The organism is Acinetobacter sp. ANC 4173, assembly GCF_004331255.1.
Taxonomy (GTDB): Bacteria; Pseudomonadota; Gammaproteobacteria; order Pseudomonadales; family Moraxellaceae; genus Acinetobacter.
This window is the reverse complement of record NZ_SJOF01000014.1, coordinates 26355-52702: the sequence shown is the minus strand read 5'-3', so window position 1 is coordinate 52702 and position 26348 is coordinate 26355. Positions and strand designations below refer to the sequence as shown.

The 26348-nt window shown below is 39.6% G+C and carries 30 protein-coding genes and 1 other RNA gene; 15 read left to right on the top strand and 16 right to left on the bottom strand.

The genetic code is table 11. The features are described 5' to 3' along the window. Positions 1-17: 17 nt before the first annotated feature. On the bottom strand, positions 18-1493 hold the full coding sequence (gene glnG, locus E0H94_RS14955; protein ID WP_131327237.1) for a nitrogen regulation protein NR(I): 1476 nt from the start codon (positions 1491-1493) through the stop codon (positions 18-20). Then, entirely contained in the window at positions 1480-2589 is a 1110-nt protein-coding gene (gene glnL, locus E0H94_RS14950; RefSeq protein WP_131327236.1) for a nitrogen regulation protein NR(II), read from the bottom strand. The genes glnG and glnL overlap by 14 nt, the downstream gene beginning before the upstream one ends. A gap of 351 nt (positions 2590-2940) precedes the next feature. Here glnL and rimO point away from each other — a divergent pair, with 351 nt between their 5' ends. The 12 genes from rimO (at position 2941) to lpxA (ending at position 15241) form a co-directional block, all read left to right on the top strand. Further along, a complete protein-coding gene (rimO, locus tag E0H94_RS14945) occupies positions 2941-4284 on the top strand; it encodes a 30S ribosomal protein S12 methylthiotransferase RimO (protein ID WP_131327235.1) in 1344 nt (447 codons plus the stop codon). A 49-nt stretch (positions 4285-4333) separates the two neighbouring features. Next, positions 4334-5062 carry a UMP kinase gene (pyrH, locus tag E0H94_RS14940; RefSeq protein ID WP_016167716.1) on the top strand — a complete coding sequence of 243 codons (729 nt, stop codon included), beginning with the start codon at positions 4334-4336 and terminating at the stop codon, positions 5060-5062. A gap of 79 nt (positions 5063-5141) precedes the next feature. Further along, positions 5142-5696, top strand: a complete 555-nt coding sequence (frr, locus tag E0H94_RS14935; RefSeq protein WP_116758987.1) for a ribosome recycling factor — start codon at positions 5142-5144, stop codon at positions 5694-5696. Between the two features lie 5 nt (positions 5697-5701). Continuing rightward, a complete protein-coding gene (gene uppS, locus E0H94_RS14930) occupies positions 5702-6454 on the top strand; it encodes a polyprenyl diphosphate synthase (RefSeq protein ID WP_131327234.1) in 753 nt (250 codons plus the stop codon). Positions 6455-6457: 3 nt separating this feature from the next. Further along, positions 6458-7282 (top strand): phosphatidate cytidylyltransferase, encoded by an 825-nt coding sequence (locus tag E0H94_RS14925; protein WP_131327233.1) that lies wholly within the window; start codon positions 6458-6460, stop codon positions 7280-7282. Next, the gene (gene ispC / locus E0H94_RS14920; RefSeq protein ID WP_131327232.1) at positions 7283-8479 is read left to right on the top strand and encodes a 1-deoxy-D-xylulose-5-phosphate reductoisomerase; all 1197 of its coding nucleotides are present in this window, start codon (positions 7283-7285) and stop codon (positions 8477-8479) included. It abuts the gene before it with no gap. 1 nt (position 8480) lies between these two features. Then, positions 8481-9836: an RIP metalloprotease RseP gene (gene rseP, locus E0H94_RS14915; RefSeq protein ID WP_131327231.1), complete on the top strand. Its 1356-nt coding sequence runs from the start codon at positions 8481-8483 to the stop codon at positions 9834-9836. Positions 9837-9873: 37 nt separating this feature from the next. After that, complete coding sequence (gene bamA / locus E0H94_RS14910; RefSeq protein ID WP_131327230.1) at positions 9874-12345, top strand: outer membrane protein assembly factor BamA; 2472 nt, start codon at positions 9874-9876, stop codon at positions 12343-12345. Positions 12346-12392: 47 nt separating this feature from the next. Continuing rightward, a complete protein-coding gene (locus E0H94_RS14905; RefSeq protein ID WP_131327229.1) occupies positions 12393-12887 on the top strand; it encodes an OmpH family outer membrane protein in 495 nt (164 codons plus the stop codon). Between the two features lie 3 nt (positions 12888-12890). Then, complete coding sequence (gene lpxD / locus E0H94_RS14900) at positions 12891-13961, top strand: UDP-3-O-(3-hydroxymyristoyl)glucosamine N-acyltransferase (protein WP_131327228.1); 1071 nt, start codon at positions 12891-12893, stop codon at positions 13959-13961. A 7-nt stretch (positions 13962-13968) separates the two neighbouring features. Continuing rightward, positions 13969-14445, top strand: coding sequence for a 3-hydroxyacyl-ACP dehydratase FabZ (fabZ, locus tag E0H94_RS14895; RefSeq protein ID WP_104442206.1), 477 nt, complete (start codon positions 13969-13971; stop codon positions 14443-14445). A 7-nt stretch (positions 14446-14452) separates the two neighbouring features. Next, a complete protein-coding gene (gene lpxA, locus E0H94_RS14890; protein WP_116758994.1) occupies positions 14453-15241 on the top strand; it encodes an acyl-ACP--UDP-N-acetylglucosamine O-acyltransferase in 789 nt (262 codons plus the stop codon). 39 nt (positions 15242-15280) lie between these two features. Here the strand turns inward: lpxA and E0H94_RS14885 are convergent, their stop codons facing one another. Continuing rightward, positions 15281-16165, bottom strand: coding sequence for a YbgF trimerization domain-containing protein (locus E0H94_RS14885; RefSeq protein ID WP_131327227.1), 885 nt, complete (start codon positions 16163-16165; stop codon positions 15281-15283). 285 nt (positions 16166-16450) lie between these two features. Here E0H94_RS14885 and ffs point away from each other — a divergent pair. Beyond that, an RNA gene (gene ffs / locus E0H94_RS14880) (signal recognition particle sRNA small type) lies at positions 16451-16547 on the top strand. 35 nt (positions 16548-16582) lie between these two features. Here the strand turns inward: ffs and E0H94_RS14875 are convergent. The 4 genes from E0H94_RS14875 to E0H94_RS14860 all read right to left on the bottom strand — a co-directional run bounded on the left by E0H94_RS14875 (position 16583) and on the right by E0H94_RS14860 (position 19554). Beyond that, positions 16583-17176: a regulatory protein RecX gene (locus E0H94_RS14875; protein WP_131327226.1), complete on the bottom strand. Its 594-nt coding sequence runs from the start codon at positions 17174-17176 to the stop codon at positions 16583-16585. 75 nt (positions 17177-17251) lie between these two features. After that, a complete protein-coding gene (gene recA, locus E0H94_RS14870) occupies positions 17252-18298 on the bottom strand; it encodes a recombinase RecA (protein WP_131327225.1) in 1047 nt (348 codons plus the stop codon). A gap of 148 nt (positions 18299-18446) precedes the next feature. Further along, positions 18447-18887, bottom strand: coding sequence for an RNA-binding S4 domain-containing protein (locus tag E0H94_RS14865; RefSeq protein ID WP_131327224.1), 441 nt, complete (start codon positions 18885-18887; stop codon positions 18447-18449). After that, positions 18880-19554: an HAD-IA family hydrolase gene (locus tag E0H94_RS14860; RefSeq protein WP_227548655.1), complete on the bottom strand. Its 675-nt coding sequence runs from the start codon at positions 19552-19554 to the stop codon at positions 18880-18882. The genes E0H94_RS14865 and E0H94_RS14860 overlap by 8 nt, the downstream gene beginning before the upstream one ends. 218 nt (positions 19555-19772) lie before the next feature. Here E0H94_RS14860 and E0H94_RS14855 point away from each other — a divergent pair, with 218 nt between their 5' ends. Then, a complete protein-coding gene (locus tag E0H94_RS14855; RefSeq protein ID WP_131327223.1) occupies positions 19773-21074 on the top strand; it encodes a tyrosine-type recombinase/integrase in 1302 nt (433 codons plus the stop codon). On the opposite strand, the gene E0H94_RS18775 is transcribed toward E0H94_RS14855, so the two are convergent. The 9 genes from E0H94_RS18775 to E0H94_RS14810 form a co-directional block, all read right to left on the bottom strand. Further along, a complete protein-coding gene (locus E0H94_RS18775; protein ID WP_131327222.1) occupies positions 20984-21205 on the bottom strand; it encodes a hypothetical protein in 222 nt (73 codons plus the stop codon). The two genes, E0H94_RS14855 and E0H94_RS18775, sit on opposite strands and share 91 nt — an antisense overlap. Continuing rightward, positions 21205-21576 (bottom strand): hypothetical protein, encoded by a 372-nt coding sequence (locus E0H94_RS14845; protein WP_131327221.1) that lies wholly within the window; start codon positions 21574-21576, stop codon positions 21205-21207. The genes E0H94_RS18775 and E0H94_RS14845 overlap by 1 nt, the downstream gene beginning before the upstream one ends. Beyond that, the gene (locus tag E0H94_RS18770) at positions 21569-22111 is read right to left on the bottom strand and encodes a hypothetical protein (RefSeq protein ID WP_227548654.1); all 543 of its coding nucleotides are present in this window, start codon (positions 22109-22111) and stop codon (positions 21569-21571) included. The genes E0H94_RS14845 and E0H94_RS18770 overlap by 8 nt, the downstream gene beginning before the upstream one ends. Further along, positions 22111-22383, bottom strand: a complete 273-nt coding sequence (locus E0H94_RS14835; RefSeq protein WP_131327220.1) for a hypothetical protein — start codon at positions 22381-22383, stop codon at positions 22111-22113. Before E0H94_RS14835 ends, E0H94_RS18770 begins: the two co-directional genes overlap by 1 nt. A gap of 139 nt (positions 22384-22522) precedes the next feature. Continuing rightward, positions 22523-23785, bottom strand: a complete 1263-nt coding sequence (locus tag E0H94_RS14830; protein ID WP_131327219.1) for a hypothetical protein — start codon at positions 23783-23785, stop codon at positions 22523-22525. Positions 23786-23805: 20 nt separating this feature from the next. Further along, positions 23806-24567 (bottom strand): ERF family protein, encoded by a 762-nt coding sequence (locus tag E0H94_RS14825; RefSeq protein WP_131327218.1) that lies wholly within the window; start codon positions 24565-24567, stop codon positions 23806-23808. 12 nt (positions 24568-24579) lie between these two features. Beyond that, complete coding sequence (locus tag E0H94_RS14820; protein ID WP_131327217.1) at positions 24580-24849, bottom strand: DUF3820 family protein; 270 nt, start codon at positions 24847-24849, stop codon at positions 24580-24582. Next, complete coding sequence (locus E0H94_RS14815) at positions 24846-25097, bottom strand: hypothetical protein (RefSeq protein WP_131327216.1); 252 nt, start codon at positions 25095-25097, stop codon at positions 24846-24848. The genes E0H94_RS14820 and E0H94_RS14815 overlap by 4 nt, the downstream gene beginning before the upstream one ends. A 213-nt stretch (positions 25098-25310) precedes the next feature. After that, positions 25311-25982, bottom strand: a complete 672-nt coding sequence (locus E0H94_RS14810; protein WP_131327269.1) for a LexA family protein — start codon at positions 25980-25982, stop codon at positions 25311-25313. Positions 25983-26114: 132 nt separating this feature from the next. Between E0H94_RS14810 and E0H94_RS14805 the strand changes: the two genes are divergently transcribed. Next, positions 26115-26345 (top strand): hypothetical protein, encoded by a 231-nt coding sequence (locus E0H94_RS14805; protein ID WP_131327215.1) that lies wholly within the window; start codon positions 26115-26117, stop codon positions 26343-26345. The last annotated feature ends 3 nt before the right edge of the window (positions 26346-26348 follow it).

Genomic DNA, 26348 nt, shown 5'->3' with positions numbered 1-26348 from the left:
AGCTGTTTTTTTAAGGATTAACCTTCTATTTCTTCTTCAATGTCATCGTCTGCGGTATCCATACCGAGTTCTTTCAGTTTGCGTGTCAGCGTATTTCGCCCCCAACCTAAAAGCTCAGCAGCATGGCGTTTGCGACCACGAGTCTGTTGTAGTGCAGCATTAATAAGTGTGCGTTCAAACATTGGTGTCGCAATATCAAGAATCTTCATTTCACCATTTTTGAGCTTTTGAATTGCCCATTGACCCAGTAACTCATCCCAGTGATGTAGTGAAATACGATCAAAATGTGGAGTTGTCGCGTGTTCTGATGCTTTCTCAATCGGAATTTGCTTAAGTTCAGAAGGCAGATCTTCTGGGTAAACTTCACGACCTGTAATCATGACAGTAAGCCAGCGGCAGGTATTTTCCAGTTGGCGGACATTACCCGGCCAAGGAAGTTGCTGCATATACTCTTGTGTTTCTAGGCGCAAAATCTTCGGACTGACCCCGAGTTCCTTACCTGCACGTGCAAGAAAGTGCTGTGCTAGCATCGGAATATCTTCACTGCGATGCGCAAGTTTTGGAATATGAATGCGAATGACGTTAAGACGGTGATATAAGTCTTCGCGGAAACGTCCTTCATTGACTAATTTTTCGAGGTCTTGGTGTGTTGCTGCCACAATACGGACATCGACCTTAACAGGAATGTGACCACCGACGCGATAGAACTCACCATCCGCCAAGACACGTAATAGACGTGTTTGGGTTTCGAAGGGCATGTCACCAATTTCATCCAGAAATAACGTACCGCCATTGGCTTGTTCAAAACGACCTTGACGTTGCGTATTGGCGCCAGTAAACGCGCCTTTTTCATGACCGAAGAGTTCAGTTTCTATTAAGTCTTTTGGAATTGCTGCCATATTTAAGGCAATAAATGGCTTGCTACTACGTGGTGAATGGCGATGTAGCGCATGTGCAACTAATTCTTTACCTGTGCCAGACTCGCCATTAATCAATACGGTAATATGTGATTGTGATAAGCGCCCAATGGCACGGAAAACTTCCTGCATGGCAGGAGATTCACCAATAATTTCTGTAGATTGAATAGGTGATACTGTTTTTGCAGATTCTTGTTGTTGTAGTTTAGTGATGTGCAAAATTGCACGATTGACTAATGCTAACGCTTCATCAATATCAAATGGTTTTGGTAAATATTCAAAAGCACCGGTTTGATAACTAGACACTGCTGATTCAAGATCGGAGTGTGCTGTCATAATAATGACAGGTAGGTCTGGATAGTTGCTCTTAACTTTGGCTAAAAAAGTTAGACCATCAATTCCTGGCATGCGAATGTCAGTAAGAATGACATCAGGCGCGTCAGTTGGCAGTTGGTCTAAGGCAGATTGTGCTTCTTCAAAGCTAGTAACATCAAAACCTTCTTCTTTGAATGTTTTTTCTAGCACCCATCGCATGGCGCGATCATCATCAATTACCCATATTTTATTTCGCGACATGGTTAGACTCCCAAGGTAAATATAAGCTAAATACTGTTTTTCCAGGAACTGATTGGCATTCAATCATTCCGTTATGTTGGTGCATAATGTTTTGTGCAATGCTTAGACCGAGACCAGTGCCTTTGGCACGACCAGTCACAAGTGGGTAGAACACGGATTCCAAAATTTCTTCTGGAACGCCTGGCCCGTTATCTTCAATATCAATACGAACCGCAGAGCGGTTGAGTACACCATTAATAGTAACAAGACGTTGAATTCGAGTTCTTAAAACCAGTTCTGGTTGATGTTCGGTAAAGAAATCCTTATTTTCCATCATGGCTTGTACGGCATTAACACTGATGTTCAGCATGACTTGAATCAGTTGATCACGATCTGCTTTGACTTCAGGTAGTGATAAGTCGTAATCGCGTGTGATCTTAATTTTCTTTTTGGTCTGGTTGGCAATGAGCGAGCGAACACGTTCTAAAGGCTCATGTACGTTGACTGGCTCATAACTCGGTAATTGACGAGAACCCAACATGGTATCCGCAAGGTTACGAAGGCGATCAACTTCACTAATAATAATGTCGGTAAATTCTGAATATTCTGGATTGTTTAAACTGCGAGCTAGCAGCTGTGTTGCACCACGAATGCCACCTAAAGGGTTTTTAATTTCATGTGCCACCCCACGAATCAATTGTCGTGCGACTTGATGTTGCTGAATCAGGTTTTCTTCTTTGGAGATTTTCAGCATCCGATCAATCGGATTAAGCTCAATTAAAAGTAAAGGGTGGTAAGGTTTGCCAGCATTAAGTTGTGAAACCGTGTAATCCACATGAATGTCTTTAAAGTTGACGTTAATTGTAGCTTCACGACGTGTATATGGTTGACCAGTTGCTAAAGTGTTAAATAATGCTTCTTCTGTATTAAATTCATCGTTTGGCATATGCAGCAAATTTAAGACGGGTTGTCCATTTGCTCGTAATAAACTCATATCAAACAAAGATTCACATGATGAGTTTAAGTAAAAAATATTAAGTTTACTGTCGACAAGTAAAATCGCGGTGGTCAAATTGTCCACCAATACGCGATAGTCGATAGTATGTGGCTGATCCATTAGCGAGGGTATCCTGTATTAAAATGGCGCAATGGCATCTTCAAAAAGCATTTAATAGTCCAATATTGGGACGCAATTGATGCATATTAAGCAAAATGCACGCCAACTTTAAATCTAGGTGATCAAAGTTGAACCTTTATTAAAAAAATGCGCTGAAATTGGACTTTATTAAAATTGTAAGCCGAAGATATAAAGTAATTAACTTTTAAAATGTATCAAAATAGTGCAAATGTAAATATGCAAGGCAAACAGTGGATTAATTTTGGTGCATTACACAAAGAGTCGGCTTCCCACCTATTTTTATCAATCGAAAAGTCTTACAATACGCGGATTCTAGTGGAGCGCAGATTCATGAAGTCCCCCAAAGTCGGTTTTGTTTCTTTAGGTTGTCCTAAGGCATTGGTAGATTCTGAACGAATTTTAACTCAGTTAAAGACTGAAGGTTATGATGTGGCATCAGATTATGATGGTGCTGATTTGGTTGTTGTTAATACCTGTGGTTTTATTGAATCTGCAGTACAAGAATCATTGGATGCAATTGGCGAAGCAATGAGTGCCAATGGTAAAGTTATTGTGACAGGTTGTTTGGGTAAAGACGAAGATAAAATTCGTGAAATGCATCCAAATGTTCTAAAAGTCACAGGTGCGGCAGCTTATCAGGATGTTATGGAAGCGGTACATGAATATGTTCCAGCACCGCCAAAGCACAATCCTTTTATTGATTTAGTGCCAGAGCAAGGGATTCGTTTAACCCCGAAACACTATGCGTATTTAAAAATATCGGAAGGATGTAACCATCGTTGTACCTTCTGCATTATTCCAAGTATGCGTGGCGATTTGGTTTCACGTCCAGTCGGTTCTGTTTTAGAGGAAGCGGCTGCGCTTAAACGCGCTGGTGTAAAAGAAGTACTCGTTATCTCTCAAGATACTTCTGCTTACGGTGTCGACACCAAATATAAACTGGATTTCTGGAACGGTCAGCCAGTTAAGACCAAATTCTATGACATGTGTGAAGCCTTGGGTCAATTAGGGATCTGGGTTCGTTTGCACTATGTTTACCCATATCCGCATGTAGATGCTGTTATTGACTTAATGGCTCAGGGTAAAATCTTACCGTACTTAGATATCCCTTTTCAGCACGCCAGTCCGCGCATCTTAAAATTGATGAAGCGACCAGCTCATAGTGAAAATACATTAGAGCGCCTCAAGTTATGGCGTGAGAAATGTCCTGAATTGGTAATTCGTTCAACATTTGTGGTTGGTTTCCCGGGTGAAACGGAAGAAGATTTCCAAATGTTGCTCGATTGGTTGAAAGAAGCGAAGTTAGACCGTGTTGGTTGCTTTACTTATTCACCAGTTGAAGGTGCTACGGCTAACGATTTGCCAGATCACGTACCTGAAGAAATTAAGCAAGAGCGCTATGAACGTTTTATGGAAGTTCAGCAGGAAATTTCAGCCGCTAAGCTACAAAAGCGTATTGGGCAAGTCATGACAGTATTGGTTGATGATCTTGAAGAAGAGTTTCCTGTTGCAGTTGCACGCTCATATGCGGATGCACCTGAAATTGATGGGAACGTCTTTGTGGAAGATATTGATAAAAATCTGATTAAACCAGGTGCTCTGCTTGAAGTTGAAATTACCGATGCAGACGAATACGACTTGTTTGCAAAGTTGATTCAAGTGAAATCAGCTTAAGTAAATCCATATATAGAAAAATACAGATTAAGTAAATTTGGAGTTTGGAATGTCAGATTCAAAAAATCCACGCTATTCACGCATTTTGCTGAAACTTTCAGGTGAAGCACTTGCGGGCAACAAAGACATGGGTATTGATGCACAAGTGCTAGATCAAATGTCGTTATCTATTGCACATTTGGTCGGACTTGGTGTGCAAGTCGGTATTGTTGTCGGTGGTGGTAACTTATACCGTGGTAGCCAGCTACAAAAAGATGGCTTGGTTGGCCGTGTAACAGGTGACCAAATGGGTATGTTGGCAACTGTAATGAATGGTTTGGCAATGCGTGATGCATTAGTACGCCGTAACATTAAAACACGATTAATGTCAGCATTGCCAATTGGTACTGTGGTGGAATCTTATTCTAGCCGGGATGCCATTCGTCACCTGACTCAAGGTGAGGTATGTGTATTTGTTGCAGGTACGGGTAACCCATTCTTCACGACAGATACTGCGGCTTGTTTACGTGGTATTGAAATTGAAGCCAGCCTTATCTTAAAAGCCACTAAAGTTGATGGTGTCTATAATAAAGACCCAAGCAAATTTGATGATGCTGTTAAATATGACAATTTAACATTCGATCAGGTATTGGATGAAAAATTGGGTGTTATGGATTTAACAGCGATTTGTTTGTGCCGTGACCATCATGTACCACTTCAGGTATTTGATATGAACAAATCTGGTGCGTTACTTTCAGTGGTTATGGGTGAAAAAGAAGGGACTCACGTTACGAACTAATGTACGTGAGCCAGAAAGCTCTTTATACTACACGCTATTTTAGTAATGATATCTTTTAGAATTAAGTAAGGAAGATCATATGATTAACGATCTTAAAAAAGACGCAGAAGACCGTATGAACAAGTCACTTGACTCGTTGGAACATGGTTTTGCAAAGGTTCGTACTGGACGAGCGCATCCATCCATTCTGAACGGTGTAATGGTTCCTTACTATGGCTCTGATGTACCTTTAAATCAAGTTGCCAATGTTGGTGTTGAAGACTCTCGCACCCTATTAATTCAGCCATTTGAACGTACAATGGTTGCCGCAATTGATAAAGCGATTCGTGAATCAGACTTAGGTTTGAACCCTATTACAGCTGATGCGATTCGCGTGCCAATGGCCGCATTGACTGAAGAAACACGTCGTGATATGCAGAAAGTTGCACGTAACGAAGCTGAAAATGCGAAAGTAGCAATTCGTAATATTCGTCGTGATGTATTGGGTGATATCAAAGCATTGTTGAAAGAAAAAGAAATTTCTGAAGATGATGAGCGCCGTGCAGGTGAAGATATCCAGAAAATCACCGATAAATTCGTTGCTGAAGTTGAAAAACGTCTAGCTGCAAAAGAAGCTGAATTGATGAAGGTCTAAAATTAATGACCACATCTGAAGACACTACACATCTTCCAAAACATGTTGCCATCATTATGGATGGCAACAATCGTTTTGCCAAAAAAATGCAAATGCAAAAGGGTGCGGGACACCGTGAAGGTAAAAATGTCTTAGATCCAATTGTTGAGCATTGTCGAAAAAGAAAGATTCAGGCTTTAACCGTTTTTGCATTTTCAAGTGAAAATTGGAACAGACCTCAGTATGAGGTGGATTTGCTGATGAATTTGTTGGAAGAGACAATTCATGAGCAAATCCCGCGTATGGAAAAATTTGAAATCGCTTTACGATTTATTGGTGATCGTTCACGTTTGTCCCCGCATTTACGTGAGTTAATGTTGTATGCTGAGCAAAGGACTGCTAATTTCACCCAAATGACTTTAACCATTGCGGTAAGTTATGGGGGTATGTGGGATATGGCTCAAGCTGCGCAGCAAATCGCTCAAGAAGTTAAAGCTGGTAAGCTTGAAGTGCCACAAATTAATGCTGATCTGGTAGGACAGTATATTAGTATGTCAGATTTACCTGCTGTAGATTTACTCATTCGTACAGGTGGGGATTATCGACTGTCGAATTTCTTGCTTTGGCAAGCCGCGTATGCAGAATTGTATTTTACTGAAACTTTATGGCCTGAATTTGGTGTGCAAGAGTTTGATCATGCACTTGAGGTTTTTGCAGGGCGTGAGCGCCGTTTTGGTAAAACATCTGAGCAAATTCAACAAGATAAATTTGAGAATTAATAAATGTTAGAGCGGATTATTACCGCCTTGGTATTGGTGGCAGTTGTACTTAGTTGTATGTTTGCTACTCAATCTCAGTATCCAATGTTGATGCTGATGATTGTTGCCGCTGGGGTTGCTGGTTATGAGTGGTTTAAGCTCATGCCGAGAAAAACAAATCATATTATTAAGCCTTTTGCATGGTGCTACGGTATTGTTACTGCTGCATTAGCAACTTTAGCTTTGTATTTTAAAGATATTGCACTTTTATTGTGGTGTGCATCAATTTTGTCTTGGTTGGTGAGTGTTTATTGGGTAAAAAACTATCCAGAATACGATGGTTGGTATAATAATAGCCTGTATTTCTCAGGATTTATTCTTATTTCCGCTGCTGTGACTGCAATTTTTGCGCTATGGGTGAGTTCACCGTGGTGGTTGATGTATCTGTTCTTGTTGGTTTGGGGAGCAGATAGCGGTGCATACTTTGTTGGGCGTAAATTGGGTAAGAAGAAACTTGCACCAGATGTGAGTCCAAATAAATCTGTAGAAGGTTTGTACGGTGGTATCTTAACGTCAATGCTTATTGTGGTTGTCGTTGAGGTTTTATATCTGGACTTAACGTTAGCACAACATATTTTATTTCTGATTCTCTCTATAGTCACTGTGTTTAGCTCGGTGTTAGGTGATTTGTTTGAGTCAATGATTAAGCGCCGTGCTGGTATTAAGGATTCAGGTCGTATTTTACCTGGGCATGGTGGTGTGTTGGACCGTATTGATTCATTGCTTTCTGCAGCACCTATATTTGCTGCGGGTATGTATGTGTTAAAACTAATTGGCGTAGATTTGTAAATGTCACAAGCTGTTTGTATCTTAGGTGTAACGGGTTCTATTGGTCAAAGTACCTTAAAAATACTGCAACAGCATCCTGAAGACTATTCTGTCTTTGCAATAACGGCATACAGTCGAATTCAGGAATTGGTGCAAATTTGCAAACAGTTTCGTCCTAAAGTTGTGGTGATTCCGTCTGCTAAAGAGCCAGAGTTACTACAACTTTTTTCACAAGAAAATATTAACGACATTGAAGTTTTATTTGACGAAGCAGGCTTAGAAGCTGTTGCTCGTCATCCTGATGTCGATGTCGTTATGGCGGCCATTGTTGGGGCGGCAGGTTTGTTGCCGACCTTAGCGGCTGTTAAGGCAGGTAAACGAGTATTACTTGCCAATAAAGAAGCTTTAGTCATGTCTGGTGACTTGATGATGCAGGCTGCACGTCAGCATCAAGCTTTATTATTGCCTGTAGACTCTGAACACAATGCAATTTTTCAGTGTTTACCAGAACAATATTTGAATGTGGAGCGTAATGGTCAGCCTAAACTAGGTGTCTCGCGCATTCTACTAACGGCATCGGGTGGTCCATTTCTTCACCATTCTCTAGATGAGTTGCGAAGTGTTACACCTGAACAAGCCTGTAAGCATCCAAACTGGTCAATGGGTCAGAAAATTTCTGTAGATTCTGCGACTTTGATGAACAAAGGGCTTGAGCTAATTGAAGCGTGTCATCTTTTTGCAATTTCAGAACATTTTGTAACAATTGTTGTGCATCCACAGAGTATTATTCACTCCATGGTGCAATATGTTGATGGTTCAACATTGGCGCAAATGGGGAATCCAGATATGTGTACCCCAATTGCACATGCTTTAGCTTGGCCTGAGCGTATTAATACCCATGTTCCTGCTTTGGATTTATTTGTCAATCATCAACTTGATTTTCAAGAGCCAGACGCAACACGTTTTCCTGCATTAACTTTGACTCGGCAAGCCATTCAGGCGGGGGGCATAGTTCCTGCAATTTTAAATGCGGCGAATGAGATTGCGGTGGCAGCATTCTTGCAAAAAAGGATTGGTTTTACTGATATTCCAATAGTAGTTGAACATACGTTGAATCGGGTTGAAAATGGTTCTGCGGATTCAATAGATTTAATCTTGCAAGCGGACTCAACTGCTAGATCTATTGCTCAGCAGTTTGTAAGCAGTAAAGGAAGCTAACATGAATGCCTTGTTTATTATTGTTGCGGCAATTTTATTGCTCGGGCCTCTCATTGCGATTCATGAGTTCGGACATTATTTTGTAGCACGTAAACTAGGCGTCAAAGTTTTAGTTTATTCCATTGGTTTTGGTCCAACTGTGTTGAAATGGACATCAAAAAAGTCAGGTATTCAATATCAATTGTCTGCTTTACCTTTAGGTGGCTATGTCAAAATGTTGGACGAGCGCGAAGGGAATGTGGCAGAAGCCGATTTACCTTATGCATTTAATCGCCAACATCCATGGAAGCGTATTGCGATTGTGGTTGCTGGACCGTTAATTAATCTTATCTTTGCAGTTTTATTGTTCTGGGTGTTGTTTTTACCAGCACAAGAACAGTTGAATACTCGTATTGGTAAAGTTTTGGTGAATTCACCGGCTGCAACGGCACAAATGCAAGTTGGTGATAAGATTACGGCTGTTGATGGTGCTAAAACATCGACTTGGGAGCAATTAAACTTTGCTTTGGTTGATCGTGCTGGTGAAACGGGTGTCATTCACATTGATGCAGATCGGAATGGTCAAGCAAGGTCTTTTGCACTTCCGATTCAGAATTTCTTAAAAGATCAGAATCAATCGCCATTAGATAGCTTGGGTTTTATTCCTTATCGTCCGCACATTCCTGCAACTGTCATGAAATTAAATGAAGATGGCGCAGCAATTCGTCAAGGAATGAAAGCTGGAGATCGCATTGTTGCAATTGATGGCGTTAAAATGAAGGATTGGTTTGATGTAGTGGAGGTAGTACAAGCTTCACCTGAAAAACTACTCAAAATTGATGTATTACGACAAAATCAGTTGGTGCACTTGGAGGTGATGCCTCAAGGTAAGCGAGATAACATGGGTAATGTGTCTGGCGTGCTTGGTGTGCAAAATAATCCTGGTCAAGTAGTGATTCCTCAAGAATACAAACAAACTATTCAGTATGGTCCAGTAGAAGCATTTGGTAAGGCGCTTGATAAGACAGGGCAAATTAGTACCATGATCCTGAATTCTATCGTTAAGATGGTTCGTGGTTTAATTGGTTTTGAAAACTTATCAGGTCCAATCACGATTGCAAAAGTTGCTGGACAAAGTGCTGAAATGGGATGGCAAACCTTTATTTCCTTTATGGCGCTTATGAGTGTGAGTCTGGGAATATTAAACTTATTGCCTATTCCTATGTTGGATGGTGGGCATTTAGTGTACTACTTTGTGGAATTGATTCGTGGTAAACCTGTTTCTGAACAAATACAATTGGTTGGTTTAAAAATTGGTATGGTACTGTTGGGTAGCATGATGCTCCTTGCATTATTTAATGACTTTATGCGTTTATAACAACGTTGCTTTGAAATTAACATCGGAAAAGACTGGCATGCAGCACACACATTTATTTATGCCTTTGGCGCTGGTTAGTGCTATGGCAGCAGTACAACAAGTATATGCAGCGGATGAATTTATTGTTCGTGATATAAAAATTGATGGACTCGTTCGTTTAACTCCTGCCAATGTGTATACCATGTTGCCAGTGAGTAGTGGTGATCGTGTTGATGATCAGGCTATTTCGAATTCAATTCGTGCACTATATGCTTCAGGCATGTTTGATGACATTAAGGCATCAAAAGAAGGTGATACGCTTGTATTTAAAGTGATTGAACGTCCTCTTATTTCTAAAATTGAACTAAAAGGCAATAAACTTATTCCTAAGGAAGCTTTGGAAGAAGGCTTAAAGAAAATGGGCTTGGCTGAAGGTGAGGTGTTAAAAAAATCAACACTTCAAACAGTTGAGTCTGAACTAGAGCAACAATATGTTCAGCAAGGTCGTTACGATGCTGATGTGAAAGTGACAACTACAGCAAGACCAAATAACCGTGTAGATCTATTGCTCGAGTTTAATGAAGGTAAAGCTGCTAAAGTTGTAGATATTAATGTCATTGGCAACACTGTTTTCAGCGATAGTGACATTCAACAAGCTTTTGCTGTAAAAGAAAGTAGCTGGAGTTCAATTGTTTCACGTAATGACCGTTATGCACGTGAAAAGATGGCTGCAAGCTTAGAGGCATTGCGTGCTTTATATTTAAACGCAGGTTATATCAACTTTGATATTACCAACTCAAGTTTGAACTTGAGTGAAGACAAAAAACGAATTTTTATTGAAGTTTCAGTAAGTGAAGGTCAGCAATTTAAGTTTGGTGAATCTAAATTTTTAGGAGATGCGTTGTATAAGCCTGAAGAATTGAAGGCAATGCAGATTTATAAAGATGGTTCAACCTATTCGCAAGAAAAAGTAAATGCTGTTAAGCAGTTGCTATTACGCAAATATGGCAATGCTGGCTATTACTATGCAGAAGTTAATGTTGTTCCACAAATTAATAATGAAGCGCGTCAAGTTGATCTGAATTATTATATTAATCCAGGCCAGCAAGTGACTGTACGTCGTATTAATTTCACAGGAAATACCAAAACTTCTGATGAAGTATTACGTCGTGAAATGCGTCAAATGGAAGGTGCTTTAGCAAGTAATGAAAAAATTGACTTGTCTAAAGTGCGTTTAGAGCGTACCGGTTATTTCAAAACGGTAGAGGTCAAGCCAACTCGTATTCCGAATATGCCTGATCAGGTGGACTTGAATGTGAATGTTGAAGAGCAACATTCAGGGACAAGTACCTTGGCAGTTGGTTATTCACAAAGTGGTGGTATCACATTCCAAGCGGGATTAAGCCAAACTAACTTTATGGGTACTGGTAATAGTGTTGCAATTGACCTTTCTCGCTCGGAAACTCAAGATTACTATAACCTGAGTGTAACCGATCCATACTTCACTATTGATGGTGTGCGTCGTGGTTATAACATGTACTACCGTAAAACTAAGTTGGATAGTGACTATAACGTTAACAACTACGTAACAGATAGTTTGGGTGGTGGGATTAACTTTGGTTATCCAATTGATGAAAATCAAAGTGTTAGTGCTGGTTTAAATATTGATCAAACAGAAGTGACCACAGGTCCTTATGTATCGACTTATGTGCGTGATTATTTAAAGGCGCATGGTGGAAAAGTTAAAAATACTGCGACGTATTGTTTGGTAGATTTGACCGAAGATAATGATTATACCTGTCCAGATGGCCAAACTTCTGATCCTTATGAATCTGAATTTACAGGTGATTTCCTCACTTATAATCTAACTTTGGGTTGGTCATACAATACACTGAACCGTCCAGTATTCCCTACAACTGGTCAGTCGCACCGTGTCAATGCGGAAGTTGCTTTACCGGGTAGTGATGTTGAATACCAAAAAATTACTTACGATGCACAAGCATTTCTACCTCTAGGTAAGGATTTTGTTCTGCGTGGCTATGGTAAGTTGGGTTATGGTAATGACTTACCTTTCTATAAAAACTTCTATGCAGGTGGTTATGGGTCGGTACGTGGTTATGACAACAGTACTTTAGGTCCAAAGTATGATGGTGTTTACTATAGTGAAACGGGGCAAACAGACCCATCACCAGAAGAAGTGGGTGGTAATGCTCTAGTTCAATTTGGTACTGAGTTGGCATTGCCTTTACCGTTTAAAGGTGATTGGACAAGACAAGTTCGCCCAGTGTTGTTTGCTGAAGGCGCACAAGTATTTGATACTCAATGTGATGTCTTTAGCACAGAAGCTGCAAAGCAAACGTGTAAAGATGAATATGGTTTTGATTTAGGTAATATGCGTTATAGCGTGGGTGTTGGCTTTACTTGGATTACTATGATTGGTCCATTGTCGTTAAGCTATGCCTTCCCACTCAATGACAAGCAAGGCGATCAAACCAAAGAGCTTCAATTTGAAATCGGTCGTACTTTCTAAGTACGATCTTTTTTAAACCAAAGACAATATACAATAAGGTTTAATTCATGCGTAATATAATCAAAGCTTTAGCTGTTTCGAGTGTTTTACTCAGTTCTGTTGTACATGCGGCTGGTTATGGTGTTGTTGATTTAGAGCAAGTGGTTGAAAATAGTACATATTTAAAAGCACAAAATGCAAGTTTACAGCAGTCGATCAAGCCTCAAACAACTCGATTAGAACAATTGAGTAAAGAGCTGGACGCGATGAAGCAGAAGGCTCAAGGAACTAAACTCTCAGAAGCTGAAATGCAGAAAATGAGTGCAGAATACCAAATTAAGTTAAACGAGCTAAATGGTATTCAGCAGGGTTTACAGGGTAAAGTTCAGGCATCTTTGCAAGTAATGAACAAGACCTTGGATTCTCGTATTAAGCAAGTTGCTGAGCAATTGCGTAAAGAGGGTAATTTAGATGTGGTGTTGAACAAAAACTCTGCACTTGCCTATGACGCTAAGTATGATTTAACTGATAAAATGATTCAAAAGGTTAATGCAATTAAGTAATCAATGAATCTTAACAAAAAAAGTTTAGAAGACCTAGCTCGTCTTGTGCAAGGCGAGTGTATAGGTCAATCCAACCTTGTAATTCAAGGTTTGGCAAGCCTAGAAGCAGCATCTGTGAACAATATTTCGTTTGTGACAGATGAAAAGTATTTAGATAAAGCACTTGCCTCAAAAGCAGGTGCTCTTATTGTCACTCAGGCTTTACAGGAAAAATTGTATAGCCATCAAAATTTTATCCTCGTTCAAAATCCATATCTTGCTTTTGCAATTCTGACTCATGTGTTTGAGAAAAAGCATACTGATGTTGGTATTGAAAGTACTGCTCAGATTCATTCTTCCGCGATTGTCTCGGATTCGGCTTATATTGGTCATTACGTTGTGATCGGTGCGCATTGCGTGGTTGGTGATAACACTGTAATTCAACCACATGTGCGTATTGATGATGACGTTGAAATTGGTAAGGATGGATTCATTGATTCGCATGTTACGTTAACGGGCGCATGTAAAATTGGTGATCGCGTGCGTATACATGCCAATACAGTGATAGGTGGAGAAGGTTTTGGCTTTGCACCTTATCAAGGTAAATGGCATCGCATAGCTCAATTGGGGTCTGTTCAAATCGGAAATGATGTTCGAATTGGTTCAAATTGTAGTGTCGATCGTGGTGCTTTGGATGATACCATTTTGGAACATGGTGTTAAGATTGATAACCTTGTGCAAATCGCGCATAACGTTAAAATTGGTGAAAACACCGCGATTGCTGCAAAGAGTGGAATTGCGGGTAGTACAACAATTGGCAAAAACTGTATCCTTGCTGGTGGTTGTGGTGTGGTTGGACACATTTCAATTGCGGATAATGTGACAATTACTGGAATGTCAATGGTCACAAATAATATTTACGAAGCGGGAAGTTATTCTGGTGGTACAGGATTATTTGAAACACCGCAATGGAAGCGTACAGTTGTAAGGCTTCGACAATTAGCAGATGTGCCATTGACCCAATTAGTCAAACGACTTGATCATATGCAGACTCAAATTGAGTCCCTTGAATCAACTTTTAAATTGCGTAAATAGAAATATGATGACTGAGTCGACTTTACTATCATTTACGAAACCAGAATTGCCAATGCATATTCAGCAAATTCGTGAATATTTACCACACCGTTACCCATTCTTATTGGTTGATCGTATTGTTGATGTAACTGATAATGGGATTGTGGGTTATAAAAACGTTTCAATAAATGAAGAGTTCTTACAAGGACATTTCCCGAATTATCCAATTATGCCTGGTGTATTAATTGTTGAGGCCTTGGCACAAGTGTCTGGTATTTTGGGCTTTATTATGAACAATGAGAAACCAAGTGAAGGTTCTTTGTTCCTTTTTGCAGGTGCAGAGAAGGTTAGATTTAAAAAACAAGTGGTTGCAGGTGACCAACTTGTATTAAAATCTGAGTTAATTATGCAAAAACGTGGTATTTACAAATATAATTGTATTGCCACTGTTGACGGCGTAGTTGCAACAACCGCGGAAATTATGGTTTATCATCAGAAAGTATAGAGCAGGCATGAGCAATAACGAATTAATTCACCCAACCGCTATTATTGACTCATCGGCAGTAATTGCTCCAGATGTGCAAATTGGACCTTATTGTATTATTGGTCCACAGGTCACAATTGGAGCGGGAACAAAACTTCACTCACATGTTGTGGTTGGAGGCTACACGCGTATTGGTAAAAATAATGAAATTTTCCAGTTCGCGAGTATTGGCGAAGTATGTCAAGATCTTAAATACCAAGGTGAAGAAACTTGGTTAGAAATTGGTGACCATAACTCGATTCGTGAGCATTGCAGTTTACATCGAGGCACCGTACAAGATCAGAGCTTGACCAAAATTGGTAGTCATAACTTATTGATGGTGAATACCCATATTGCACATGATTGTATGGTGGGTGATCACAATATTTTCGCTAATAATGTAGGCGTGGCGGGTCATGTTCACATTGGTGATTACGTTATTGTTGGTGGAAACTCAGGTATCCATCAGTTCTGTAAACTTGCTTCATTCAGCATGATTGGTGGTGCATCTTTAATTTTGAAAGATGTCCCTGCTTATGTTATGGCTTCTGGTAATCCTGCACATGCTTTTGCAATGAATGTTGAAGGCATGCGTCGTAAGGGCTGGTCTAAAGAAGTAATTCAGGGTTTACGTACAGCGTTTAAACTTATTTATAAAGAAGGTTTGACGACAGTTGAGGCGATTGAGCGTATCCGTCAGGAAATTTTGCCTACGGTGGCAGAAGCTCAATTGTTACTTGACTCTCTAGAACAGTCTGAGCGCGGCATTGTGCGTTAATTTGCTGTAAAAAAAAAGACACCTTAAGGTGTCTTTTTTTTATTTCTTAAAATAGCCAGCTTCTTCACTTTTTGGATATTGTTTTAAGAGTTTAGCTTTATATTGATTTGCCAGTGCTGTATTACGATCTACATCTTTGGCTATGCTATATAGTTGATAGAGTGCTCGAGCTGCTTTGGAAGATTGAGAGTATTGGTTGACCACAATATTATAATTTCGCTTGGCTTCAGTATAGTTGGTCGGTTCGATGGCTAGATTGAATTCTGCTAACCAAAAATATGCATTACTAATATAAACGCTATTGGGGTGATTCTTGATGAAGTTTTGCATTGGAGCAATCGCTTTTTTCGCACCTCCTTGTTTATAGGCATCTAATGCGACTGTATAGGCTGCTTTCTCTAAATCGGTAGTTTGTTGTTGGGTATTTGCTGTGGCTGTTATATCCGTGTTTATGGCTTTGGTTGAGGGTGTTGCTACAGGTGTGGGGTTGCTAGCATTGTTTACTGCTGGAGTGGCGGTTGAGGTGGTGCTGTTGGAGCTGGGAGAAGTATCCTGTTGATTATCCTCCGTTTGGGTGGCACTGTCAGGGTCAACCTTTTGTTGTAATAATTCTAAACGCTGATCTAAGTCGGTATAGCGGTTGTTGAGGTCATTTTTAAGTTGCTCAATGGTATTTTCTTGTTCTTCAAGACGCCCACGTAGACTTCGAATGTCATTTTCAAGCTGTTGATTTTTTTGCATGAGTTGCCAATTTAGATTGGTTGGCGCAGCTGCTTCTGGTGTTGATGAGTTGGTGTTCGTAGAGTTATAACTTGAACCTGAATCGCCCTGACTTAAGCCGCGTGTTTCGATAGGAACATTGGCATATAGTGTAGTGCTGCTGAGTAAGGTGAGTGCATAAATTGCATGCTTATATTGCATCATAAAACATATCCATTTTGTATTACTTGCTTAAAGCCTTGAGTTTTTGTGGCTTTATTCATTTCATCTTGAACACATTTAAAATGTTCGGGTAGGGAAAAGCAATAAGTGTTTGCAATCTTGTCGTATGTTTAAAGTAAACTCATCCGACATGAAGAAGATAAATTGTGATAAATCTGTATTTTTGTATTTTAAATAATCAAATGAATAGCTTAGGCATATAAAACTAGATTAAAGGCTTGCAACTTGAGTAAAAATCTCTATACTCTGTTCTTGCAATGGTAGCCCTGCCGGTTACTTCGCAATTGCACTCTGCGAACCCCGCCAGGACCGGAAGGTAGCAACGGTAGTAGAATTGTGATGTGCCGAAGCTTTGCTGGTAGGGTTGCCACCATTTATTTTTATAACATTTTATTATAATTAATCTTCAAACTCCTTTTTGTTAATTGCCTTCATAATTGCATCCATATCAAATCCTCTATATTGTAAAAAGCGTATCTGTTTCGCTTTCAGTTTTGTATCTTTCTCAACAGCATGACCAAATTTCTTGATTTTCAGTTGATAGGCTTGTTCAGCCCAATCGATTTCTTTCAATTCGTCTTGAATGAGTTCACTGTTAATTTTTTTGTTTTTTAATGCCAATTTGATGCGTTGTGGTCCTTTCCCTTTTCTTTTTTGGCTCGATAGCACAATTTCTGCTACACGCTGATCGCTTTGATAGTTTTGCTCTGATAGTTCATTTACAAGATTAATGACTTCCTCGCGATTTGCTGCATAGGTTGCGAGCTTTTCGATCAGTTCGGCTTTGGAGAATTCTTTACGGGTAAGTACAGCAAAGGCATAAGAACGTAAGCGTGAGCCTGTTAGCCCTGTATTTTGAGGAGGTTCAGCCTCTATAGCAGCATTATTGTGATTGCTTGCATCTGGTGGCAGTGTATGCTCAGGGTGAGAAGTTCCAAGCTCTTGTTTTAAGCTGTTGTAGTCAAGCAATTTGGGAAATTTAGATTGGCTCATAATTCTATAATCTAGATTGAAAAACGCCCCGAAGGGCGTTTAAGTGTAACAGGTATATTCTAAGAAGCAGACGCTTTAAGCATCGAGCAAGAGGTCAGATTCATCCTCTTCTTCTTTATCTTCTACAACACCGCCCGTTGTTAATAACTGGTCACGAATAATGCGTTCCACTTCTTGTGCTAATTGTGGATTTTCTTCAAGGTGGCGAATGACATTGTTTTTACCTTGACCAATTTTGTTACTTTGATATGAATACCAAGCACCCGCTTTTTGGATGATGTCTTGCTGAACTGCAAGATCGACTAATTCACCTAGCTGGTTAACGCCTTTGCCATAAAGAATCTGGAAAAGTGCTTCTTTAAATGGCGGTGCCATTTTGTTTTTAACCACTTTAACTTTGGTTTCTGAACCCACAATTTCGTCGCCTTCTTTAACTTGACCAATACGACGAATATCAAGACGAACAGAAGCATAGAATTTTAATGCGTTACCGCCTGTTGTAGTTTCAGGGCTACCGAACATTACACCAATCTTCATACGGATTTGGTTAATAAAGATCACCATACAGTTCGAACGCTTGGCATTCCCTGTAATTTTACGTAAGGCTTGGCTCATTAAGCGTGCTTGCAAGCCCATATGTGAGTCGCCCATTTCACCTTCAATTTCAGCGCGTGGTGTAAGTGCAGCAACAGAGTCGACTACGATTAAGTCAATTGCGCCAGAGCGGACTAACATGTCTGCAATTTCAAGTGCTTGCTCACCATGGTCGGGTTGAGAAACCAAAAGGTTGTCAATATCAACACCAAGCTTACGAGCATATTGCGGATCAAGTGCATGTTCAGCATCGATGAAAGCACACGTACCACCCGCTTTTTGACATTGCGCAATGGCTTGTAATGTCATGGTGGTTTTACCTGAAGATTCTGGACCGTAAATTTCAACAATACGACCCTTTGGTAAGCCACCAATACCTAGTGCAATATCAAGTGTCAATGAACCTGTTGAAACGGCTTCAACAGCTTGTACTGTATTGTCACCAAGGCGCATAACTGTATTTTTACCAAACTGTTTTTCAATTTGGCTTAGGGCAGCATTGAGTGCCTTACTTTTATTCTCATCCATCTTACAACCTCAAAACTTTGTCACTTTACTTTTAACCTAAAGTGGATGTCTTACATTACAAACGTTTTCCACTTCAGTATAGTGACAGAATTATTTCTGTTATTCTATGCCTGTTGTATCTTGTGCGACACAACATGACGCGACTAATTTAATCATCATTATATGACCAATCTTGGCCAAATTGCTGATCATTTTCTTGTTTAAATTTACTGATTTGCCGACGATCTTTTTTCGAAGGTCGATGATCAGGTCGAGCAAGATTATGCAATTTTCTTTGTGATGCAAGCAATTCCCTTTTTGCTAAACTGACTTCAGTTTCCTCATATAATTGCTGAGCAATGGGGGCGGGGCCACGCACATTAGAAATTGCTTTAACAACGACCGTTTTTTTCTCAAAACCTTGTTGGATGGTAAGTTCCATACCTACACGAACTTCTTTAGAAACTTTGACACGTTCGCCATCGAAATGGACTTTACCACCTTCAATTGCAGATTTGGCAATGCTTCGAGTTTTAAAAAAACGTGCAGCCCATAGCCATTTATCGATACGTACAGTTTCAGCAGGAAGATTTTGCTCTGCTTTAGGCATATTGCTTTTGTTCCTCGGCTTGTTCAAGTAAGGGAATTAAGTCGGTGAGTCTATCAAGCATTGGGAAGTTAGATTTCTCACGCACTAAACCTGTAGATGAGGGCTGTTGAATCGTAATTAAATGCTTTAATCCAAATTTTTGTGCACCCAGTAAAACTTTTTCAGTGTCATCAACAAAATAAGTTTGCTGTACATCAAAAGGATGCAACTGGTGTAACTTTTCCCAGAATGCAGTAAATTCTTTGGCGTGGCCTAGTGTTTCACTGCTGAAAATTACATCGAAATATTGCCCAATACCTGTTTGGGCAAGTTTGAATTCTAGACTGGCACAGTCCGCATTGGTGGCTAACCAACACGGATAATGATTGGCTTTCAAATATTCTAATAATTCAATACAGCCTTCACGGCGGCTCACTTTATGTTGCTGCTTTTGTTGTAATGCAAGCACATCAAAGCCGACTTTAGTCGACCAAAAATGTGAAGAATACCAGTTTAAAGTGTGGTTATGTTCTTGATAGAATTGGAATAGGACTTCTTTGCTTTGTTCGATCGAACATTGATGCACTTCAGCATACTGAATGGGCACAAGCTGATTCCAAATCAGGTCATCATAAGCAAGATCGAGTAAGGTTCCATCCATGTCAAAAATAATAATCGGTCTTTCCAATCAATAATCTCCAATGTTTTTCAAAGTTCAACAAGGTACATAGAAAAACCATATAACCACTGAAAATATTCACTTTTTACATTCATCAATGCTTTTTAAATATTTTCAAAGTTCAACAAATTTGTTTACGTTTCAAGAAAAATTATGTACAAATCTGTGTACATATTTTTGTCTTGTACATGAGCGTGAGAATTATAGCGCATTGGATGGTACGTAACATGGCTTTAAGTGATTCATGGTTAAAATCTAATAACGGTAAGGTACGCGATAAAGTTGAAGTGATAACTGATCGTGATGCCTTGTCTGTTCGCATATCACCAAAAGGAAAAATAGTATTCCAGTACCGGTATCGCTTTAATGGAAAAGCCAAGCGCATAGATGTTGGAACATACCCATTAATGAGCCTGAAAGATGCCAGAATATTGGTACAGAAATATAAAATAGAGTTAGATCAAAGCAAGGATCCACTTCAGTTGAAGCTTAAGCGTGAAGATGACTATGTAAAACAGCCGACAGTAAAGGAGATTTGCGATATTTGGTTTAATACGATTGGTGTAAATAAGGTGGCATGTAAGGATGATTATAGAGCTTTTGAAATCCATGTTTATCCACGTATTGGAAAGCGTATCTGTGATGAAGTGTCTCTACAAGAGTGGTCCGAATTATTATTTACGATTACAACAAATGCAAAAACAGTGGCTGTAAAAATTCTAGGTAATCTAAAAATGATTATGCGCTGGGGATGTATCCACGGTAAGTTAAATAATCAACCTATCCAACATCTGAAAGCTGCAGACCTGAATGTAAAGAAAGTAAAGCGGTCACGCTACTTATCAGAACAAGAAGTATTTTGGGTGGTTCACGCATCACTCAGAAATAATGCCATGTCACCAAAAAACAAAGCCATAATTATTATGCTGCTATTTTTTGGGTGCCGTGTTTCTGAATTACGTTTGGCCAAAAAGTCAGACTTCGACTTTCAAGAAAATATTTGGTATATCCCGCCTGAAAACCACAAGATGGGTGATAAAACAAATAAGCCAATTATTCGCCCTATCATTCCTCAGGTTGTGCCATTTTTAAAGTATGTATTTTCATTATCGCCAGACAGTTGCGAATATGCTTTCCCAAATTTAAAGGGAAAGAAATACACCAGACTAGAGAAGGGCTTTCAAACAACTATTCCAGTGCATGTTAACAATAGTATTAAAAAGATATTTGATGTTGGTATTGATCAGTGGTCGACACATGATTTGCGCAGAACAATGCGGACACATATCTCGGAACTTGCACCACCGCATATTTGTGAAATTATGCTTGGTCATGGGTTACCAGCAGTATGGGGGACATATGACTTACATGAATACTTAAGTGATCAGGCGCAAGCTTATGAAAAATGGTTTTATAAGCTTTGCGCCATATTGGATAATCATGAACGATTTGATATTAAAGGCTGTATATCAAGCGACTCAAGCAATCCATTTCTCTCTTCCCATAATGCTACAGCTTTAATGCCATAGCGACTGCTTGATTTACCATGTGCTTTGATTAATGGTTTAGGAAAATCCTTTTTACTACGCCAGTTAATCAAAGTGCCCTTGGAAATACTGTATCGATCCAACAACTCAGGAGTTGATATATACAATCCCATCACTTCACCTCCTTCAAACTTTCCTTAACTTCTTTTATTGGATCAGGTCTTGGCTTTGCCCACCATAAAACGGGACCATCTTCAGTATCGTAAGCTGCTATTAAAAATAAACCTTCTTCTGATGGGATGGGCTTCCATTTAGACCAATCTGAACAGTCATCTTCTGGAATTTCAGGAATATCTTGGTAATCCCATCGCTCATAAAGAATCTCTACACCAAGATTCTTTTTAAGCTGCTCCCACTGCTCCTTGGTATAATATTCAACACCATCTTCAATGGTGTCATGTTCCTTGATATCAGGATGAAACCAATTACTATCGAGGTCATCTGGCAAAGCAGCAGGTTTAATTTGAAAAGTTTTCTCAATCATGACTTTGCTCCTGTGCTTCAACCAAGAATAGCGACAGAATCTCAGTGCCTACTTCGTAAGAGTAGTCCTCGTTATCAATGTCTTCTTGGGTAACAATATGATCGATCGAATAACCGGACTGGGCTAAAATTACTCCGTAACCAACATCTTGAAAATTCCCATCAGATCGTGGATCACACAATTGATCAGCGAGACGTTCACTGAAATTCTCAATTGCGCATTCAGCTTCATGTTTTGCTTCCGACAAAGTGTCGTGAATTTCGTAATTTTCACCATCATGGCTAAAGTATTTAACTTTTTCAGTTGGAACCAAAACAAAACCTTCAGGCACTGCATTTGCTTCTTCTATTTCAACAAGCCCATCAATAGCTAAGCTAACCAACTTTTCCAGTTCAAATTCAGGGCTTTCACGCCCATTACCATCAGAACCAACTTTGAATTTCACGGATGAAATATCAACATTCTCATTTTCAAGAAGTGCCAAAAGAGAATGAATAACCATTTTTGCTGTAATAGCTGAGTTTTTAATATCCATCAAACTTCACCCCGCAATTTTTTTAATTGGATAATTATGTTGGTAGTCGCATGGTTTAGAGCTTTCTCGGCATCTTTGGTGCTTAAGTTATTTACATACAAGCCCATGGCTAACCACATTGCGCAAAATGAAAATTCTTTTACGGCATCACCGCCTTCTTGCTTGAGAATGCCCATTACTGGTGAAACTGCCTTAGTGAAAATATCTTGAGCTATGGCACTTGGAGCTAAACCCACATCAATTTTTTTAATTTCTAATTCTTTAATACTCATCACTTTCTCCAGCATGCTTCTTTAAACTTCGCATCAATTACAAGTTCTTCGATTTCACCGACACTTACATTGTGGAAAATGTGGTCCATCTTTGCCCCGAACACTGTGAGTGTTCGGGTAATAGTTGAGTATTTGAATTTCATGATGCATTCCCCAATGGATTGAAGAATGGGTCCAGCTCAGCTCGACGCTTATTCACCAATTCCACCAACTGCGGTTGAATGAACTCATCGGATGCAGATACATCAATCTCAAGAGCATCTAATTCAGTGAGATCCATCGCCTTAGAAATACGAACCGATAGTGATGAGTCATTTACCAGTGGATTCAGCTCATCCAAGCGTGCGTGAATTGCACTCATTAATGGCTTGCGTTGTTCTTCAGTCCATCGCACTGTGTACTTGTATAGAGCGTTTGCTTCATTTGGGGTCTTGGCTATTGAGGCACGTTCAAGCAACTCTCCTAAAAGTTTTTGGTAGTGCTCGTCTTGAGCATGTTGAACAATAACCTCGACATTCTTTTCTTCTGTCTGCGCGGTCTGCGGTTCAACTAAAATGAGGGGAGGTTGATCACCAGCCTCAATATGATCTTGCTCAGCTTTTATTAGGCTCTCAGCATCTTGTTGCAACTTCTTAAGCGCCTCAACACTCAAATCTGCATTCTCGGTTTTTGGCGCATACTGCTCTGGATCTAATTCAATTAGCTTGGTCTCAACTAAGTTAAATAGATGGTGAATATGTTCTCGATCCAGATATCCGTTTGCAGAGAATGAGTAGCGAAGTGCTAAAACAGATTCAACTTTTACACACTCATTAATCTGAGAAGTGAATGACTCAACAATTTTCAATGGGTCAGTTTCAATTTCTTTACTTGAAGAATCACTCGGCATTTCACCTGAATGTTGGACCGTTTCTACTTTTTCCGAAGGCGTCTCATCCTTTTTACGGGATGCTTTTTTAGTTTTAGTAGATGGTTTCATGTATGTATGAAAATCTACAACCTTTATAACCAATTCGTTTTTGACACCTAACAAGCTTTGAAAAGCTTTAGCTTGTAATTCCGCATTAGCTAGATCTCGTTGAACTGAACCATTTTTAACAGCCAGCACTAATTCTTCATATTCAGGAATGAATTGACCTTTAACAATACTGCCAGTATTTCCAATGAGAAATATGTCTTGTCCTTCCTCTAACTCATCTAGAGAATAGGGTTTTAAGAATGTGAAACCATTAATTGTAATTTCATCAATCTTGATGCAAAACTCGTAACCAGGTTTAACAAAGACAGTAGCAGGGAACTGATCTAAATCATTGAACTCAATGAGTTCACCTGCTAAGCGACACATAATGTTTCGTCCAGCCATCATTGCAGCAAAAGCTTCATTACCATTTAAAATATTCATGTTCTTATCCTACTGTACTGTTAATGACGTAATGCTTGTTGCTGCTGTGGATTTTGTTGAGGTGGGTTATTTTTCCAACCCATTTGATCTGCTCGAGCACGGCATGCACGAAGAATCGCATCGTTGTATTGAGTATTAGCAAAAGTACTAATCGCTTTATCCAGCGTTTGAGGCTTTTTAGCATCTCGGATCGCTGCAAGGGCATCGTTATAGCGTTCACCAATCGGCTTTTGCTGTTGGCCATTACCATTTTGCTGGTTGGATCTTTGTTGATTGCTAGCACTGCGGTTTGCCTGTTGAGACTGGTTGTTGTTCTGCTGTGTATTATTTCGGGCATTATTATTGTTGACCTGATTATGATATTCATCAGAGTCATAGTCTTTGGTGTCATCAATCAGGAATAAGCCATTCAGGGCATACTTGCGTGCATAAGAACTGGATGCACCAAAAGTTTGAGCAACGTCCATACCTTTCTTACTGATCTCTACACCTGCATGGGCTTGAACCGTCGTTTCTTTGCCATTGGCATCAGTAAAGATAACTTTTGCTGTAACGACTACAACAGGTCCAACCTCCTGAACTTCGTCGGTAATGATCAGTGAAGCATTGTATTTTTGCAGTAGAGGTTTAACTGCTTCAAGAATGTCTTCACAGTTACGGTAGTTATAGTTGCCAAAGGTATTGCGCTTACTTTTTGGAGCTTTAAGTTCAAGTTGAATAAGCTGCAATACGTTCACTGGTTGCTCTACAGCATTTGTGTTTTGTTGATTTGTATTTGTCATATCCGCTACTCCTTAAGCCCCAACCCAGCCCATGCGTTTTTTATATGCACGACGTTCATGTAATGGGATGTGTGTACGCTGTAGAACTTCGGCAAGATGCTTGCGTCGTTGAGCCTCTTTAACCCATGGCAATGCTTCCAAGCTTTTACGTAAATCGCTGTTCAGATTTTCCAGCTTGAGCAACCAGCGCACATATGGTTGGTCTAAATCAATAAGAGCGGTGCCTTTGTGTTTGCCGAAGTTAATAACTTCTGGAGTTTCAGCATTTGGTTTTGTATTCATGGCTTAACTCCCGCTTTAACGATGTGTTCAACTTGAGCGGCAGTTTGATGACGATCAGTAGAACAGCTAGTGATGCCTGAAAGGATTGCGGTGCATATAGTGATAGCAATTAATGCAGCAGTAGCTAAACCCGATGATTTGTACTGCACCGTGTTTTCAGGAGTAGGGGGTTGGTGAAGAAATGGAGTTGTATTGCTTTGGTTCTTTTCGAACTCTGGCATTTGACTGTGTTTGATTGTTTGATTCATACTTACTTCACTCTTTGAGTAAAAGCACACAGGTTTGACGGTCGGTGTGCTTTTTTGTTATCTGGTGAAATAATTAAACCAAAGGTATAAATTAATTGCAACCATATTTTAACCATAGGTGAAAAATATTTTCTACCTAAGGTTTAAATTGGTTTAATGGACAAAAGAAAACCCATCACATGGATGGGTTGGGTTTTGATTGAATTTTTTGCTTTAGTATTTTAAAGGCCTATTATGAGCCACAACTACACCAATTATCGAAATGTCTATTTGGGTGGAGTTGAGTACTGGGAAGTCTGGGTTTAAAGGCACAAGTTCAACAATATCAATGCCAAATTCATTCACGCCTATCACTCTATATTTTTTAAATGTCGTACTGGCTACTCCGTGTTTTACCTCTTGAGCAATCACAAATGAACCGGGTTTTGCTTCAAGAGAACCATCAACCACAATTTCATCACCCGGCATGAATTCTGGTGACATACTCATCCCTTCAACTCTTAAGGCAAAAACACACTCAGGTTTATGCCCTTCATATGTTGTCCATGTTGAGCTGATTGGATTTAAACCATCATAACCAACCTCATGAAACAAGCCAGCCTGAACATAATCCAAAAGTGGAATTGTTATCAGATTCCTACCTATAGAAGAGACGTTGCTTGTCTCTTTAGTTGAAATTTGTTTGCCTTCGCTTTGTCCTGATAAAAGCCAGCCAACATCAACTTCCAAAAGTTTAGCTAGATTATCAAGCGTTTCCTTTCCGATCTGTCCTTTTTTCCATTTAGCAGGTGCTTGCGGTGATAAGCCGATGCTGACCGCCGCTTTCGACCATGACATTTTTTTTGCATCTAAAGCTTCTTGAATTCTCTCAACCAGCGTAGTCATAACAATCATTATCTTTAACCTTTGGTTAAATTTTCGTTTAAAAAAATATATTTGTGAAGCAACCATAGGTTGAAATTGGTTTTAACTCATGGTTTAATAAAAAAATAAAACTGGTATAAATAAGGTTTAAAAATGAATCCTATTCAAAAGGCAATTGATGCCGTTGGTGGGCGAACAGTTGCAGCATCATTACTTGGAATTTCCTATGTAGCCGTTAGAAAGATGGCTGAAAAAGGTGCTCTTCCTCGTACTGATTACACAGGGGAAACAAACTACGCGCACATCCTTGCTGAAAACAGTAAAGGTGAGGTTAGCGAAGCTTGGTTACTCGATAAGGCAAATCCAAAACATTTAGCAGCTTAGGAG

Coding starts and splice junctions, on each gene's coding strand:
- E0H94_RS14805 (WP_131327215.1), top strand. CDS start 26,115: ATGAATCCTATTCAAAAGGCAATTGATGCCGTTGGTGGGCGAACAGTT.
- glnG (WP_131327237.1), bottom strand. CDS start 1,493: ATGTCGCGAAATAAAATATGGGTAATTGATGATGATCGCGCCATGCGA.
- E0H94_RS14925 (WP_131327233.1), top strand. CDS start 6,458: ATGTTAGAGCGGATTATTACCGCCTTGGTATTGGTGGCAGTTGTACTT.
- E0H94_RS14820 (WP_131327217.1), bottom strand. CDS start 24,849: ATGAATACAAAACCAAATGCTGAAACTCCAGAAGTTATTAACTTCGGC.
- rimO (WP_131327235.1), top strand. CDS start 2,941: ATGAAGTCCCCCAAAGTCGGTTTTGTTTCTTTAGGTTGTCCTAAGGCA.
- E0H94_RS14855 (WP_131327223.1), top strand. CDS start 19,773: ATGGCTTTAAGTGATTCATGGTTAAAATCTAATAACGGTAAGGTACGC.
- E0H94_RS14825 (WP_131327218.1), bottom strand. CDS start 24,567: ATGACAAATACAAATCAACAAAACACAAATGCTGTAGAGCAACCAGTG.
- recA (WP_131327225.1), bottom strand. CDS start 18,298: ATGGATGAGAATAAAAGTAAGGCACTCAATGCTGCCCTAAGCCAAATT.
- E0H94_RS14815 (WP_131327216.1), bottom strand. CDS start 25,097: ATGAATCAAACAATCAAACACAGTCAAATGCCAGAGTTCGAAAAGAAC.
- E0H94_RS14830 (WP_131327219.1), bottom strand. CDS start 23,785: ATGAATATTTTAAATGGTAATGAAGCTTTTGCTGCAATGATGGCTGGA.
- E0H94_RS18775 (WP_131327222.1), bottom strand. CDS start 21,205: ATGGGATTGTATATATCAACTCCTGAGTTGTTGGATCGATACAGTATT.
- lpxD (WP_131327228.1), top strand. CDS start 12,891: ATGAATCTTAACAAAAAAAGTTTAGAAGACCTAGCTCGTCTTGTGCAA.
- E0H94_RS14875 (WP_131327226.1), bottom strand. CDS start 17,176: ATGAGCCAATCTAAATTTCCCAAATTGCTTGACTACAACAGCTTAAAA.
- E0H94_RS14845 (WP_131327221.1), bottom strand. CDS start 21,576: ATGATTGAGAAAACTTTTCAAATTAAACCTGCTGCTTTGCCAGATGAC.
- glnL (WP_131327236.1), bottom strand. CDS start 2,589: ATGGATCAGCCACATACTATCGACTATCGCGTATTGGTGGACAATTTG.
- E0H94_RS18770 (WP_227548654.1), bottom strand. CDS start 22,111: ATGGATATTAAAAACTCAGCTATTACAGCAAAAATGGTTATTCATTCT.
- E0H94_RS14885 (WP_131327227.1), bottom strand. CDS start 16,165: ATGATGCAATATAAGCATGCAATTTATGCACTCACCTTACTCAGCAGC.
- E0H94_RS14835 (WP_131327220.1), bottom strand. CDS start 22,383: ATGAGTATTAAAGAATTAGAAATTAAAAAAATTGATGTGGGTTTAGCT.
- fabZ (WP_104442206.1), top strand. CDS start 13,969: ATGACTGAGTCGACTTTACTATCATTTACGAAACCAGAATTGCCAATG.
- lpxA (WP_116758994.1), top strand. CDS start 14,453: ATGAGCAATAACGAATTAATTCACCCAACCGCTATTATTGACTCATCG.
- ispC (WP_131327232.1), top strand. CDS start 7,283: ATGTCACAAGCTGTTTGTATCTTAGGTGTAACGGGTTCTATTGGTCAA.
- bamA (WP_131327230.1), top strand. CDS start 9,874: ATGCAGCACACACATTTATTTATGCCTTTGGCGCTGGTTAGTGCTATG.
- E0H94_RS14905 (WP_131327229.1), top strand. CDS start 12,393: ATGCGTAATATAATCAAAGCTTTAGCTGTTTCGAGTGTTTTACTCAGT.
- E0H94_RS14865 (WP_131327224.1), bottom strand. CDS start 18,887: ATGCCTAAAGCAGAGCAAAATCTTCCTGCTGAAACTGTACGTATCGAT.
- uppS (WP_131327234.1), top strand. CDS start 5,702: ATGACCACATCTGAAGACACTACACATCTTCCAAAACATGTTGCCATC.
- E0H94_RS14810 (WP_131327269.1), bottom strand. CDS start 25,982: ATGACTACGCTGGTTGAGAGAATTCAAGAAGCTTTAGATGCAAAAAAA.
- rseP (WP_131327231.1), top strand. CDS start 8,481: ATGAATGCCTTGTTTATTATTGTTGCGGCAATTTTATTGCTCGGGCCT.
- frr (WP_116758987.1), top strand. CDS start 5,142: ATGATTAACGATCTTAAAAAAGACGCAGAAGACCGTATGAACAAGTCA.
- pyrH (WP_016167716.1), top strand. CDS start 4,334: ATGTCAGATTCAAAAAATCCACGCTATTCACGCATTTTGCTGAAACTT.